The 13329-nt window shown below is 44.8% G+C and carries 16 protein-coding genes; 12 read left to right on the top strand and 4 right to left on the bottom strand.

All coding sequences use genetic code 11. The features are described from left to right. The first annotated feature begins 40 nt into the window (after nt 1–40). The 6 genes from ACOMG9_RS18085 to ACOMG9_RS18110 all read left to right on the top strand — a co-directional run bounded on the left by ACOMG9_RS18085 (nt 41) and on the right by ACOMG9_RS18110 (nt 4234). Entirely contained in the window at nt 41–1192 is a 1152-nt protein-coding gene (locus ACOMG9_RS18085; RefSeq protein WP_448217922.1) for a hypothetical protein, read from the top strand. Nucleotides 1193–1353: 161 nt separating this feature from the next. Next, entirely contained in the window at nt 1354–1512 is a 159-nt protein-coding gene (locus ACOMG9_RS18090) for a hypothetical protein (RefSeq protein ID WP_448217923.1), read from the top strand. A 20-nt stretch (nt 1513–1532) separates the two neighbouring features. Then, on the top strand, nt 1533–1694 hold the full coding sequence (locus tag ACOMG9_RS18095) for a hypothetical protein (protein WP_448217924.1): 162 nt from the start codon (nt 1533–1535) through the stop codon (nt 1692–1694). Nucleotides 1695–1831: 137 nt separating this feature from the next. After that, a complete protein-coding gene (locus ACOMG9_RS18100) occupies nt 1832–2338 on the top strand; it encodes a hypothetical protein (RefSeq protein ID WP_448217925.1) in 507 nt (168 codons plus the stop codon). A gap of 194 nt (nt 2339–2532) precedes the next feature. Continuing rightward, nucleotides 2533–3108, top strand: a complete 576-nt coding sequence (locus ACOMG9_RS18105) for an IS607 family transposase (RefSeq protein ID WP_448217926.1) — start codon at nt 2533–2535, stop codon at nt 3106–3108. 22 nt (nt 3109–3130) lie between these two features. Beyond that, nucleotides 3131–4234, top strand: coding sequence for an RNA-guided endonuclease InsQ/TnpB family protein (locus tag ACOMG9_RS18110; protein WP_448217927.1), 1104 nt, complete (start codon nt 3131–3133; stop codon nt 4232–4234). A 160-nt stretch (nt 4235–4394) separates the two neighbouring features. On the opposite strand, the gene ACOMG9_RS18115 is transcribed toward ACOMG9_RS18110, so the two are convergent. Beyond that, entirely contained in the window at nt 4395–4832 is a 438-nt protein-coding gene (locus ACOMG9_RS18115; RefSeq protein WP_448217928.1) for a hypothetical protein, read from the bottom strand. A 28-nt stretch (nt 4833–4860) separates the two neighbouring features. After that, nucleotides 4861–5916, bottom strand: a complete 1056-nt coding sequence (locus ACOMG9_RS18120; protein ID WP_448217929.1) for a hypothetical protein — start codon at nt 5914–5916, stop codon at nt 4861–4863. Nucleotides 5917–6221: 305 nt separating this feature from the next. Between ACOMG9_RS18120 and ACOMG9_RS18125 the strand changes: the two genes are divergently transcribed. After that, the gene (locus ACOMG9_RS18125) at nt 6222–6335 is read left to right on the top strand and encodes a transposase DNA-binding-containing protein (protein WP_448218655.1); all 114 of its coding nucleotides are present in this window, start codon (nt 6222–6224) and stop codon (nt 6333–6335) included. Nucleotides 6336–6607: 272 nt separating this feature from the next. Here ACOMG9_RS18125 and ACOMG9_RS18130 read toward each other — a convergent pair whose 3' ends face one another. After that, nucleotides 6608–6760, bottom strand: a complete 153-nt coding sequence (locus tag ACOMG9_RS18130) for a hypothetical protein (RefSeq protein ID WP_494529211.1) — start codon at nt 6758–6760, stop codon at nt 6608–6610. Nucleotides 6761–7142: 382 nt separating this feature from the next. Here ACOMG9_RS18130 and ACOMG9_RS18135 point away from each other — a divergent pair, with 382 nt between their 5' ends. The 5 genes from ACOMG9_RS18135 (at nt 7143) to ACOMG9_RS18155 (ending at nt 11593) form a co-directional block, all read left to right on the top strand. Beyond that, on the top strand, nt 7143–8804 hold the full coding sequence (locus tag ACOMG9_RS18135; RefSeq protein WP_494529212.1) for a hypothetical protein: 1662 nt from the start codon (nt 7143–7145) through the stop codon (nt 8802–8804). A gap of 27 nt (nt 8805–8831) precedes the next feature. After that, on the top strand, nt 8832–9158 hold the full coding sequence (tnpA, locus tag ACOMG9_RS18140) for an IS66 family insertion sequence element accessory protein TnpA (RefSeq protein WP_448215653.1): 327 nt from the start codon (nt 8832–8834) through the stop codon (nt 9156–9158). After that, nucleotides 9155–9523 (top strand): IS66 family insertion sequence element accessory protein TnpB, encoded by a 369-nt coding sequence (gene tnpB, locus ACOMG9_RS18145; protein ID WP_448215654.1) that lies wholly within the window; start codon nt 9155–9157, stop codon nt 9521–9523. The genes tnpA and tnpB overlap by 4 nt, the downstream gene beginning before the upstream one ends. 36 nt (nt 9524–9559) lie before the next feature. Next, nucleotides 9560–11275: an IS66 family transposase gene (gene tnpC, locus ACOMG9_RS18150; RefSeq protein WP_448215655.1), complete on the top strand. Its 1716-nt coding sequence runs from the start codon at nt 9560–9562 to the stop codon at nt 11273–11275. Between the two features lie 93 nt (nt 11276–11368). Then, entirely contained in the window at nt 11369–11593 is a 225-nt protein-coding gene (locus ACOMG9_RS18155) for a hypothetical protein (protein ID WP_494529213.1), read from the top strand. Nucleotides 11594–11767: 174 nt separating this feature from the next. Here ACOMG9_RS18155 and ACOMG9_RS18160 read toward each other — a convergent pair whose 3' ends face one another. After that, nucleotides 11768–12793 (bottom strand): RNA-guided endonuclease InsQ/TnpB family protein, encoded by a 1026-nt coding sequence (locus ACOMG9_RS18160; protein WP_494529214.1) that lies wholly within the window; start codon nt 12791–12793, stop codon nt 11768–11770. Nucleotides 12794–13329: the final 536 nt, after the last annotated feature.

Raw genomic sequence — 13329 nt, forward strand, 5'->3', positions numbered from 1 at the left:
ATGGGTCACTTCGAGTGGCTACGTTAAAGGCGAATCCATAATGAACAGTTTCTTATATCCAACGGTGAAAAAAAAATTACATAATAAATCAATTGTTTGCTCATTATTATTTAATACGGGTTGGATGTATGCCTGTATGCTGTTGATAATAATGCCTGCCCGTTCCCAAACCCTTACGACATTGAGTTCCAACCGGCTTTGTCCCGGAGTTGACCATATACTTCTGAAATTACAGTGTGGCACAGACCAACATCCGGAATTCTCTGTTACCACCCGAACAGCCGCGGGTGGTTGTACGACACATTTTGACTGCTCTCGCACCCTTTATAGACATAAGGATGGAACTCACAGATGCCTGGAGAAAACAGATAATGGCAGTGTTTCATGCCCGATATTAAATTACAGTTATACGGATGAGCGACAAAACATACCTGATTTCCAGCAGCTGGCAGCAGAAACCTATGAATTTTCTGATTATAACTGCGGTCATTCGATCAATCGTCGATGTCGTTGCTACGATCGCAACGATCGCTACGATCGCGATAAAGCAAATGCATTTTGCGTTAAAAAATATTCTTGCTCTCGTTGCTCCCCCCCTCAAAAAGGTTCTGTTAATGCCGGTTACAGTGATTTAATCATTAATACACTGATGCCTGAGGGTTTGATCGAATTTCATAACATTAAATGCTGTAGAGACAGGCACGATTCAGGTTCTTTTCAAAGTTCCACCGAGTCTGAGTGCAATGCATTTAAAAATATTAAATTCAATCATTCAGTGCCTGAGCATGTCTATCACCCGGAAATAAAATACTTCGAAAAAAAGCCTGTTTTATCATGGACGGCAACCTCTGATGCCGAGCTATTCATGATTAATTTTGATGGTGACAGCTACTATACAGAAAAAACAAACATCGTTATTCCAAATGCATTACGAAATTATAAAGGAAATATTACGATAACCTCAGTGACAATTAATGAAAAAACACAAACGTCATGTCCCGGAAAGGGTACCGAACTATTTTTTAATTCAACAGCACTTGTTACTGAGTTAATGGAGGTTGTAAACTCCAACTCGTTATCCAGCTCGATACTGCCATCAGAAATTGAATCAGCCAGATCATCTTCAACAGGGTATTCCCCGACAATGTTCAAATTAATGACAGCGCTTATTATAAGGGCGTTATGTATTTAACAGGGAAAATAAAATCTACCTTTAGTCGGCTCGACCACCTACCCGGCAAGTAAGTTGAATCAGGTTTGGCGGTATGGCGTTAAAATTAAAAATCAGGCAGATCATACTCATATCACTCAAACCCTTGAGAATATCTGTCATTGGTTTAAGGAGCAGTATCAATGAAAAAACAGGATCTACAGGCCATTGTCGTTATTGATGGTATTGAAGATCTGTTCCCTAATGTCGGCGACGTTCCGGAAGAAGCTCAGGCCATAAAAAACTGCTTGAATTGCCTAACCGATTTCGTGAGATACGCAACTGCGCTACAGGTATTGTGATTTTCATAAGGGAAGATTATGTGGAAGCAGTTACTCCACAAAATCTTGGCCAGTTTGTTGAACGTTACGAACCTTACCAGTTGCAATGGGATGCGGATGCATTTCTTCGGTTGGTTTACTGGACTTGTGGGCAGGCTGGGTTAACTTTTGCACAAGATCCTGTAGGTATTCTGATTCTTTAATGACAATTTTCGCTCATTTTTTGTTTTTGCAAATATACAGTGCTATTTTACTTGAACTAAGAAAACCGTGAGATTAGTTCACCATGAGACTCATAAATACGATTTTACTGTTAATAATATGTTCAATTTCATGTAATTTGAATGCGACGGTACTTTCAGCTGCTTCTCGCTTCATCAAACTCTACGACAATGGATTTACAAATTCATTTCATAAAGGCGCAGACAGTCATCAAACATTTTTGAAAGCTTTTGACAGCCCTGGGTTTTCAGGAATGGAGCCAGCAATTCGAATGATGATAGCAGTACTTTCAAGTGAAACCGAACATGGCTCAAAAGATCCAAAAGATCTATATTTTGAGCAATTAAAGGCATCACCAAAGGTTTCTTTACATCCTCATCCTAATTGTTTTAGTTTTACGATGTCTCTTGATCCTATATCTGGACCAGGTGGTGTGCTTGATCTTACCTTTCAGAACATGCAAAAAAACAAATATTTAGAGGAGCGGTTGAAGCTTATCTTGATAAGAAAATTTAAAATACTTGATGAAAGTAGTGAATTTATGAAGTTATTTAGTGATTTAGACATAATGGAAGATTTTCAAGAACTAAAGAGCGAAATTGAGGGGTTAAGTCAATCCGAATAAAAACATGACCTATATGGACCATCGTTCTTTCTACGCTTCCCCCGTCAATCCTGGCGGATGCCACTCTATATCTACCGCTTCGGAGCTGTGCATTACTACTCCGCCCATTAATATCAAACAGTCAAATAAAATTGCAACAATCGCAAAATCAATTACGCCAGACACAAGATAAATCGTCAAAAGGTGAATTTATCTTGTGGGGTTCAACTACAAAGCTAGCCAAGATTGAAGGCGTAACCAGCCAAACTATAAGACGCAAGATCGAAAGCGGTCACTACGAAAAAGTGAAGCAAACCAGTGGTGGTCACTTCCGCATATTCATTAACCAGCAAAGGAAGATATGCTATACAAGAGTGAGTTCTGGAAAGCAAAAATCCAGCATTGACACGCAAAAGCGTATCTTACTCAAAGAGCACCCTGATGCAGAATTTATCAGCGACATTGCCAGTGCTTTCAACTTTAAGCGAAAAGGACTGCAAACCATTCTGGAATCAGCGGTGTGCGGAAATCCAACCCATATTGTGGTTGCCACAAAAGATCGCCTTGCCCGATCAGGATTTGAACTTATCAAGTGGCTTGTTGAATTATCGGGAGGACACATCGAAGTTTTGGATGACCCGGATAACGCCTGTGAGCCATTCGACACCCAAGAGCTTATCGGTTTCATTACCTCATTCTGCAATAGCCACTACGGGAAGCGATCTGCTAAAAGACGCAAAGGACGCGAAGATAGCAGCGTCAAAAAAGATCAGGTTTTACCCAGAGAATAAGCAAGCCTATCACGATGCCCTGATGCTCTATCGGAGGTCGTACAACCTTGCTGTTGAGCGTTTCCGCAATGATGACTATAAAGATGCCAGCGGAAAATTCATCAACATGCGACCCGCCATTAAAGCTCAAGTGGAGCAGGAGCAAAAAGAAAGTGGCAGGGCTTATAACTCGATTGTTTCTGATAATGGAACACTGGCGGCAGCGGCTACATTCAAAGCGGTCTGCAAGCACAACAAGAAGCTCAAGGGAGCTAAAGAGGGCTTTGCAGAAATCAGTTTCAAAAGCCGCAAAGGTAGCAGGCACTCATTCTCTATTGACCGTTTGCCAAAGGGATTAAATCCCTGCGTACAGGCTCTTGGCAAGATTCACCTGACAGAGGATGTGCCAGCAGAAGCGATTGGTAAATCTTGTGTCGTAACCTACGACAAAGGTCGCTGGTTCATTCAGGTTCAACAATATATTGAGCTAAATCCCGAAATCCAAGGGAAGGTTAGATGCGTTGGAGTTGACCCCGGAGTTCGCACCTTTGCCACTTGCTACAGCGAAAAAGAGGCGTTGATAGCGGGTGATAACGTTGCAAAAACAAAGCTGTTCCCACTGATGAAGCAAGTGGACAGCTTGGTCAGTCAAAAGCAAAAAATCCTGAACACGCAAAAGGGCGTTAAGTTCCCCGACATGCCCCAGTGGGCAAGAGATCGGATTATTCATTTCAACAGGGAAATTGACCGGCTGAAATGCAAAAAGGATGACATTATTCTTGATCTGCATAACCGGCTGGCGTTCGAGCTGGTGTCGAACTACGACGTTGTATTTTTGCCAACCTTTGAGACAAGAGGTATGGTCACACGCAAAGATAAGAAGGTTCGAACCTTGCGCCGTAACACCTGCCGCCAGATGCTTGACCTCAATCATTACCAATTCAAAAAGCGGCTTAAGTGGTACGCAAAAAAGTATGGAAAGCATGTGGTTGATTGCAACGAAGCCTACACATCCAAGACTCGATCATGGAACGGGATCATTGACGAAAAATTAGGTTCTTCCAAAGTTATTAAGGGTGAGGGCTTCACCGTTGATCGTGACATCAACGGTGCCAGAAATGTCTTTCTTAAGTGTTTGACAAGGTAGCTTGAACCTTAGCCATAACAGCGAGTGTTGCGCTCGTTGCGGTTTTAATCAAGAGCAGGCTATATGCTTTCTTAAACATGGGGCCATGATTTGATGCTCCGGAATATCAGGGTGCTACTATCAGTCATTGCAGTCGGCATATAGCTGAGGCGAGATAATATTATCGACTACTACTTCTGATAAGGCCGAAAGAACAGCCACTGCGACCCAGACTAATTGTTGAGAATACAACCGACCATTTAGTAGGCTGGCATTTTTCCTTATACGTTGTCGTTACCTGCTCTGTTCTTTTTCCATTTTTAGTGATCACTTTTATTTTGTATTCAGGTGCCCACATCAGCTCAACATCAACGGCGGCACTGGAAATAAACGACTCCAAATATGAGTCCATTGATACACCCTGAACAATGCTTCCCCAGCTTATTGTTGCTTCTCCTTTTATGAAGTCACCCAGTGCCACTTTTTTTACTCCCTGCTTCCCAGCTAAATCAAATGAGAACTGAAAGCCGCTGTCCTTGGAAAACTTGTCTTTACGCTTTATTTTTGTCTCGCCTTTGGCAGCATCGTAGACACCTGAAACTAACTCAATTTTACCCAATCAGGGCTTTTTATAAAGAGGGATGGCTTTAAAAGCTCGCTGCAATAGCAGCCACAGATACAACCAAAAGGCTAAAGACTCCCGCTGTTAAGGAAGCAGCGCCACTGTTACTGCATGTATTTGCGCTGCAATTTCCTTTTGTGACACATTCACATGAACCTGACTGCAATTTTTCAGGTCTGCTGTAAACAATTTTACATCCACTAGAGCAACCACAGGCTGTGCAATCGCTACAATCCCAAGTGTCAACTTCGAAACCCAATTCGACACCGAAGAGCTTACAACCAGTTGCTGATCCTTTAGACTCACTTTTGCTTGTATGAGGCAAACTAGCTGCTGTCACGTTTAAGCTAGTAGGCAAAACAGTTGTTGTCTCGTTAGACTCGCTTTTGCTTGTAGTAGGCGAACCAGTTGTTGTCCCGTTAGACTCCCTTTTGCTTCTAGCAGACCGCTTACTAATATGTGTTGCTTGTTTATGAGTATTTCCGACACAAGCACCAGCCCCATCAGCCAGACAAACCACCTTCTCACCTGATATAACAGGGCTTCCAGGAGGGAGGTTAGTATCAGAGTGAAGCGGTTGGAACTGCACCCCATGTTTCACCTCTATATCACCTAAGCGAACGGTTGCGTGCCCGACAGTAAGGCTCTCCCCCTGTTGCAGGAAGTAAGCCTGTGGTTCATTACCAGAGGCACCAAGCCCTGTAACAGAGAACAAGCTATTTGGGCTTACCGCTCGGTGTAGCGAGGCGGAAAGAATCCCTTTCGCTGTTTCATCGGTATTAATAGCGGACAGATGCCCAATGCTTTGTCGGCTGTTATCCAACAGGTTTACTGTACCACCCATACTAACCTGTTCAGCTATGGTTTTAGCGCAGGCTGGCGCAGTAGCAACATGGCCAGAGGAAAGTAAAAGACCTTGGCAGGGCAGGCTCTCAGAAGACGGTCGGACTTCCGAGATGGAGGACGACGAAAAGGAGACTAAATAATCAGGTTTAGTGTTGAGAACAGAGCTGGCATGTACTGACAAATAGCTCAGTAGATTTATAGCTAATACAAGAAAGCGAGAGACAGAGTAAATCACAAGCTACACTCCCGAAATGGCACGGAAACACAACAAACATCGCACTTCCAAAAACAGAGTAAAGAGAAAGAGCTAACACTATTCGTTCGCAGCGGAAATTATAGTCACTTATCAGGGCAGTGCTTTTCAATTATCCTCAAACCCATAAAATTCCAAAGACAAAAAACGACACAAAGGAAATTTAGCAAAATCGTCGTCAACCCTCGCCCAATCGGCTATCACTTAGTCACAAATTCTATACTGGGTTTAACCTCTGAGATGAGTCAAGACCATGCTTCCACTGTCTCCTCAACAATGGGCTGAACATACTTTCGAGTTGCGCAGAATTAGGTGATAAACGTCGTGCAAAGAGACTAACCCGTGTAGCTGCTGAACTAGCTGCCCACACGGCCTCATCTTTAGCCTCCTCATCGTCGTAAAAAACAATGTTCACTTTCCGACGGATATTAACCGAGGAATCAGCTCAGGCTATAGATTCAACAATATGGCCAGCGAGGCTATGACGCCCAAAACATTGGTCGCTGGGATTGTATCCGCTGATGAAGTAGAAACCGCGTTGATACTGAAAGTCGCATTGGTAGTCGCATTGGTAATAGAAACAGAGGACTGAGGGCCAGTCATGCAAACAGCTGAGCCAAAGTAGAACTGACCCTCGACGTTGGTCAGTCCAGTCAAAGCAATGGCTTTGGAATCATTGATAGGAGTCCAGCCATTCACGATCTTGCAAAGTGTCGGTGCACTTTGCAAGGTGATAGAGTGGGCAACTACTCTGTCTTCGGAGCAGCATGTAAGCCTGTGGCGGCAGAGCCGCTACTTGCAGGAGCAGCATAAGAAGCGATTTCACAAAGCCCGCAACCTGAAAAGAGAAACGGGTTTGTTGGCAACCAGGTTCACCTTTGGGTGAGGTTGCCCTGTGTTCAAAAATCGGAAGCTTGTTCATAAAATGAACAAAAATCAACCAAAAAGTAGCACCCACAAATGAGTAGGCTAAATTTCAATCAAAAAATTTTGGCTGCTGCCTGCTGAATTGAATTACTTGTGGGTTTTCGGGCAGGGACTATTTAACAGAGAAAGTCAACTAAAAAGCCTTAATTCCGACCAACACCGGGAAGCTCCACAATGCCTGAGCAATAATAAAGTCAGCAGCCCTCTGGGTATTTGTATAAAATATTTCAGTTCGCTGAATTTTGGTAAAAAGCACTTCCTGCCTGAGGAGCCTATTTATAATGAGCCTGCATACCAATCTGGCAGGAAGGTTAAGGAATACCAATCTGCGCAAGAGTCATGGACTTTTCCCGGTTTTTGAAGCCGTCGTTAACTCTCTGCAAGCTCTTGAAGAAAACAACAATTTGCTCACAGGCGGCACTGTGACACTAAAAATACTACGTAGTCAGCAGGCTTCCTCTGGGCTTGACGACTCTGAGCACTGCTCAGAAATAGTCGGCTTTGAAATTCACGACAATGGCATAGGCTTCAACGAAGAAAACATGGCATCGTTTGAAACCCTTGACTCTGATCATAAGATAGGAAAAGGGTGCCGGGGAGTGGGTCGTTTACTGTGGCTCAAAGCATTCGATAGAGCGGATGTTACCAGTGCCTTCAAATCAAACTCGTCAGGTATCGTTAAACGGCAATTCTCGTTCAGTGCCGCTCAGGGGATAAAGACTCAGGATCCTGAGCCTGACCCGAATGGCGAAGGGCCTTTCTCTATCCTCACATTATCTGGCTTCGATAAAAAGTATCGTGATGCCTGCCCAAAAACGGCGACCAGCATCGCTAATGCTTTATTAGAACATTGTCTTTGGTATTTTGTCAGAGAAGATTCTGTACCCCGCATAACCATAAAGGATGGGACTGAAACTATTGCCCTGGAAAACTTGTTTGATCAGTACATGCATAGCAAAGCCAGTAAAGAAACTATTGATATAAAAGGCTATGCGTTCAGGCTGACCCACATAAAATTTCATGCTTCGACCAAAAAGAAGCACTCTCTCGCCCTTTGCGCGGCTAACAGGCTGGTGCGGGAAATTCCCATTAGTCATCAAATCCCGGGGCTGTTTGGCAAAATATCGGATGAGGCTGGTGAGTTCATCTATACCTGCTACATTTCATCCGACTATCTGGACGACCATGTTCGTCCAGAGCGCACTGCATTTGATATAGCTGATGATATAGGGGGTATTCTTGAGGATGTCGAAGTCAGTTTCAAAGATATGCAGCGTCATGTTCTGGCCAGAAGCAAGCAGTACCTGAGCAATTATCTGAGTGAAAACCTGAAAGCAGGTCGTGAGAGAATCAACGAGTTCGTCTCAGAAAAAGCCCCCAGATACCGACCGGTAATGCACCTGATCAATCAACAGGAGTTTTCTGTTGACCCGAGAATGAGTGATAAAGAACTGGATACATTGTTGCATAAACAGTATTCCGATGCTGAGCGCCAGTTGCTGGCAGAGGGTCACGAGATCATGAATCCGGCCATTGAAAATGACATGGATTTATATCAGAAAAAACTGAAAGCATACCTCAAAAAAGCAGAAGATTTTAAGAAGTCAGACCTGGCCAGCTATGTCTCTCATCGACGTGTAATTCTTGACTTGTTAGAGAAATACATTGGACAAATGGACAACGGGAAATATGTTCATGAAGAGCTGATTCATCAGCTTATTATGCCCATGCGGAAAACCTCTGAAGAAGTCTCCACAGATGCCTGCAACCTCTGGCTTATTGATGAAAGACTGGCTTTCCACGATTTTCTGGCCTCCGATAAATCACTTCGATCCATGCCCATTACCGATGATAGTTCTACGAAAGAGCCTGACTTGTGTGCACTGAACAGTAAACGCCAAATAAACCCACGCCCTTCAGAATCAAAACCCCATTTGAAATGATTAGCCTCCCGATATAAGGAGGCCAATATGTCAAAGAAATTACCCGCAGACAGTGAATGGCTAGAGCGTGTTCAGTCGTGGCGGGATTCAGGTTTGACTCAGAGTGCGTGGTGCCAACAGCATGGTATAAGGGTATCCAAATTCGGATACTGGAAGCGTAAACTCGACACAACCCCCAGCGTAAAACCGACCCCGAACAACTCTGGCTTTGTCCAGGTAACACCCCAACCAGAACCTGGTGCGCCTTCTCGGATAACACCACTCTCCATCACCCTACCCAGTGGTGTAACAGTGTCCGGTATTGATGAAAGTAACCTGTCGCTTTGTGAGCAACTGGTGAGGGATATGCTATGAACACCCCGGTTATGCGACCGTCAGAGGTATTACCAAAGGTGTTTCTCTACCGGGAGCCGATTGACTTTCGCAAGTCATTTCGTGGGCTTGCTGTGTTGGTTGAACAAGAGCTGGGGCACAACCCCTTTGACGGCTATTTATATGCGTTTACCAACCGGCAGCGTAATAAAATCAAGTGCCTGTTCTGGGAAGATAATGGTTTTGTGCTTTATTACAAGAGCCTGTCTGAGGACAAATTCCACTGGCCCAAACCGGACGAAGAGCTGGTTACATTAACCGGGAAACAATTAAACTGGCTGCTGGACGGCTACAATCTCAATGCCATGCAACCCCATAAAAAAAGGCATTATGAGAGCTGTTTTTAGTCCTGTTTTTCAGGGTTTTATGGTAAAATAGCGACCATGAAATCGACCGCCGACACTCTGATTTTTCAGCCGAAATCCGCACTGGATTTGCCCTTTCATCAGGCTGAGACTAACCCTGAAATGGTCGCCTTGTTTGAGGCGATCCATTCGCAGGAAAGTGTCATTCTTGAAAAAGAAAATGCCCTTCTTGAAAAAGAAAATGCCCTTCTTGAAAAAGAAAATGCCCTTCTTGAAAAAGACGACATTATTCAAAAGAAGTCAGAGGTCATCGATTCTCAAAAAAAACGCATTGCGCAACTGGAAGAGTACCTGAGGCTCTCCCGATCCCGCCTGTACGGAAGAAGCACTGAAAAAAACAACAGCCAGGTCGACATTTTCAACGAGGTGGAGCTGGAAGGCTGCACCGGAGAGCAAGACGAAGCTGAAGGTCAGCCAGAGCAAGAGCCTCCAAAACCACGCAAAAAGAAAACAGGGCGCAAGTCATTTTCAGAGTCTCTGCCCAGAGTGCAGGAACGCTCTGAACTCAGTGAAGAAGAAAAAGCCGGAGCCATTGATACCTTCTTTGTCAAAGTCCGTGAAGAGCTTGATATCGTTCCGACCAAGGTTCAGGTGAAAGAAATTCTGCAAGAGAAAGCAGTCTTTCCAGAAGTCGATGAGCATGGACAGGAGAAGCGGGTCATTAAAGTTGCAGAGCTGCCAAAACACCCACTGCCCAAATCTTCACTCTCTGTTTGCACACTGGCCTGGATCATTGTCTCCAAGTACTGCGACGCACTGCCTTTGTACAGGCAAGAGAATATCCTCAAGCGATACGGTGGCTCTGTCACCCGGACGACGATGGCCAACTCTTTGATTCGGCTGTCTACAGAACTGCGGCCACTCATCAATTTGATGAGAGATCATCAAAAGACCGGTTCGGTGATCCATGCTGACGAAACCCGAATTCAGGTGATCAAGGAAACCAGCAAGTCCATCAACTCTGACAAATATATGTGGGTCAGCCTTGGTGGGCCACCCGGACAAACATCGGTGGTGTTTGAATACGATCCCTCAAGAGGCAAGGAGGTTCCCCTGCGTCTGTTCGAAGGGTTCAGCGGTTACCTGCAAACTGACGGGTATGCCAGTTACGACGCTGTATGCAAACAAGAAGGCATCACCCAGGCGGGTTGCTTCGACCACGTTCGCAGGAAATTTCTGGATGCCAGGAAGGGCGAAGCCAAACCGGGCAAAAAGGTGAAAAACACCCGCGTTAGCAAGGCGAATGTCGCTTTAGGCAAAATCGGTAAGCTTTACGCCATTGAGAAAGAAATAGGAGATCTTCCTCCATCAGAAAAAGCCATCCTGCGTCAGCAAAAGAGTAAGCCACTACTGGACGACTTTCATGTATGGCTGGAGAAAAACATAACCAGGCTAGACCCGGGCAGCCTGTCGCACCAAGCCATGAGCTATGCATTGAACCAATGGCCAAAACTGGTCGTTTACTGTGACAACGGCCACCTGGATATCAGTAATGCCGCAGCGGAAAACACCATCCGCCCCTTCGCTATTGGCCGCAAGAACTGGATGTTTGCAGACACGCCAAAAGGGGCGCAAGCCAGTGCCCTTTTATACAGCCTGATTGAAAGCGCAAAGGTGAATGGTCTGGAGCCTTTCAATTACCTGAACCATATTTTAAAAGAGCTGCCTTACGCCGATACCGTTGAGAAACTGGAACAGCTTCTCCCCTGGAATGTTAAGACAGGCAAAGAATAAGAAATCTTGGGGGCGGCAGCCAGTACGCTGGTTTATTTGGCGCTTACACTGAACATTAACGACAACCCCATTTTAGTTTCTGAAAAAAAATCAATGCCCTTAGCCTCCCTGACAGTGGTTGAGATCAAGCGACCTATGAGGAATGATGCCTCAGAGGGAGAAGACAAAAACCCTATTGAGCAGGCTCTTGGCTACCTGAAGCGCATCCGTGAAGGCAAGGTAAAAACCACATCAGGCAGACCTATCAGGAACAGTCTGGAAATACCTGGCTATGTCTATGTCATTAGCGACCTGACCGTTACTAAAAATCTAACATAATCTGTAATTATCTAGACTTATCTACGCCATCACCATGGATGCACGACGAATCGTGTCTAACTCCACTCTTGCGTAGGGTTTAAGGTCGAGCTGTAACGTGTCTCGACCATAATTATCAAGGTTCAAACTTGCACTGTAATCTCTGTCATGCAGGGTTTTACATTTTGGACACCGTCACTCACGATCAGACAGAGTGAGATTGTCGTTTATGTAGTCGCAAGTATGAACCGCACACTTCTTCGAGCTGGGAAAGAACCGATCTGCAATCACAACCTGGCAACCTCTCAGCTCTGCCTTGTATTCAACAAGTTCTCTCAGCATACCGAAACCTGCGTCACTGATTGCTCTTGCCAGTTTGCGGTTTTTTACCATGCCTTTTACATTCATATTTTCGATGGTGATTATTTTGAATCTTGAAGTCAGATAATCACTTACCTCATGCAGTACGGCTGATCGCTGGTTACTTATCCGGTAATGCAGTTTGGCAACCGCTCGCTTGGCTTTCGCATAGCGGTTGCTTCCCTTTGTTTTGCGGCTTAACGCCTTCTGTTTCCTGTTCAGGCGTTTCAGAGAGCATTTCAGTTTCTGATTAGCAGCAAAGGTTTTGCCATTCGAGCAAATAGCTAAATCTTTGATGCCAAAATCAACGCCTACAGACTCATTGCTTTGTGCTTTTGGGTCGTAATCCTGAGTGTCCACCAAAATAGAAGCGAAATACTTTCCGGCTCGCTTACTGATCGTCACCTGACAGGGTGTGCCAGTGAATCTCAGCTCTTGTCGCATTTTGATTCGGGTTTCCAGCTTCTCAATGCGAAGTGTTCTGCCATCAACATCGAACTTGGGCTTTTCTCTGAGAGAAAACCTGTCGTGTAGTCCTCGCTTCTTGAATCTTGGATAACCGGCTTTTTCTCCTTTCTCCACCCCACGAAAGAAGCGAGTAAAGGCATCATCAAGATCGTCGATTGTGTTCCTGGTTACACGTTGGCTGACTTCGGCATACCAGGGAAACTCAAGCCTGAGTGCTTTGTATTTTTCATTCGCAGCTTTCTTTGACCATTTAACGCCTTCTTGACTGAAATGGGCTAACAGTTGATTGAACGCATGACGACGAGAACCGCAAGCCCTATCAAGATAATCGGCTTGTTGTTTGGTCGGTCTGAGTTCAATCTTGTGAGCTAACAACAACTTGCAAAGTCTCAAGCATCTTTTCGTATAACCTGATTCGCTAACCTTTTGCAGAACAGTGGGCTTCCAGTAACTCTTGCAGCCTGTCTAAGTCTGGCTTTTGGTCGTGACCGGATACTCTGCAGTAGCGCGTAGGCGCAGCTTCTTTACTGTAGACCATCAATTCAGATACGTCGTAGTAACGAGTTCTGCCTTTGGTCTTTCTGGCAGGAAGCAGCTCACCTATACTTTCGTAGTGTCACTGGTTCTGTACCAAGTAAACGAGCTGCCTCACCTATCTTCATTAATATCTTATCGTTGTTTGAGATCGTATAAGATAGTTTCAGATTATAATAGATTACTGCGAACTGTTTTTAACCCCAACCATGGTAGAACGCTGCGAGCTGACGAGCCTGACCGAAACCTATGATGGAATGGGGTTCTTTGGTTATAACAAGCCTCGAAATGCTTTCATTGAAGTCGTATCTTATGATCGCCTGCTGCAATCGGCAAAAGAGAGGAACCGGGCTTTCTTTGACCAGCTCGGGTTACCTGCGTAGTCACGGAAATAC

This window comes from Endozoicomonas sp. PH6C (assembly GCF_059322965.1).